Origin of the sequence: Bacillus cereus group sp. BfR-BA-01331 (assembly GCF_022663915.1) — a bacterium.
Classification (GTDB): domain Bacteria; phylum Bacillota; class Bacilli; order Bacillales; family Bacillaceae_G; genus Bacillus_A; species Bacillus_A mycoides.
Genome location: NZ_JAKUGJ010000114.1, coordinates 1 through 1,226, shown reverse-complemented (window position 1 = coordinate 1,226; position 1,226 = coordinate 1). Strand labels below are relative to the sequence as shown.

Genomic DNA, 1,226 nt, shown 5'->3' with positions numbered 1-1,226 from the left:
AGTGGTCAAAATGACTTCCCAACATTCAAAAGTAAAAAAGACAGAAAGTCTTATACAACGAATGTAGTAAACGGAAATATTATGTTGCTTAATGGTCATATCAAATTGCCAAAACTGAAAATGGTACGTATCAAACAGCATAGAGAGATACCACAAGATTATATAATCAAGTCATGTACGATTTCTATGACACCTACTGGTAAATACTATGTGTCCATCTTGACTGAATACGAAAAAGAGGTTGTACAAAAAGAAGTAGAAACAGTTGTTGGATTAGACTTTGCGATGGATGGATTATATGTTAGTTCTGAGGGTGAGAAAGCCAATTATCCTAAGTTCTATCGTAACATGTTAGACCGATTAGCAAAGGCACAACGAGTATTAGCAAGACGCAATAAAGGGTCTGAGCGTTGGAATAAACAACGTATTCGTGTAGCTAAGTTACATGAGAAAGTAGCTAACCAACGTAAGAATTTCCTTCATCATGAGTCTAAAGAGTTGGCTACTCATTTTGATGTTGTAGCTATTGAAGATCTAAACATGAAAGGAATGTCGCAAGCACTTCATTTTGGAAAAAGTGTCGCTGACAATAGTTGGGGAATGTTCACTTCTTTTTTAGCTTATAAACTATACGAACAAGGAAAACAACTTATGAAAATAGACAAATGGTTTCCTTCCACAAAAACATGTAGCAGTTGTGGAAATGTAAAAAACATGTCATTGTCTGAACGAGTATATTCTTGTATATGCGGTGTAAATCTCGATAGAGATTATAACGCAGCTATCAATATCAAAAATGAAGCAATACGTCTATTAGTGTTAGCGTAAATAGCAATAAAATAACCTTTGGAACAAGGGAGTTAGCTCGGCTGTCTTAGGACGAATTCGTTAGCTATCAAAAGTAACGACTAACCGAGAAGCCCCCACTTCAAACAGTCCGTTAGGACGTTAAGTGGCGGGTAGTTCACGTACATGTAATACTCCGACTCAGTTTTAGAATCAAACTATATACCATCAATCGTGATCGGCTTGCTCTTAATCTTCGGTTTCCTCTTTTTCTGTACTTTCACTTTTTGTTTATTTTTAAGAGGTTTAGTCTTTTTCTTTTTAATCAACTGCTAATCTCACTTTCTAATAGTTGCGATAGGTAAGACTTTGAAGTTATCTCCATCTTTTCCCCCGCTTAGCACTGTACGTGCGACTTTCATCGCATACAGCGCCCCATC

Annotated in this window: 1 protein-coding gene; it reads left to right on the top strand. The window is 36.5% G+C overall.

Annotated features, from left to right (window positions below):
- On the top strand, positions 1-828 hold an 828-nt coding region (locus MR155_RS31130; RefSeq protein ID WP_242312110.1), incomplete at its 5' end, for an RNA-guided endonuclease InsQ/TnpB family protein.
- Positions 829-1,226 lie beyond the last annotated feature (398 nt).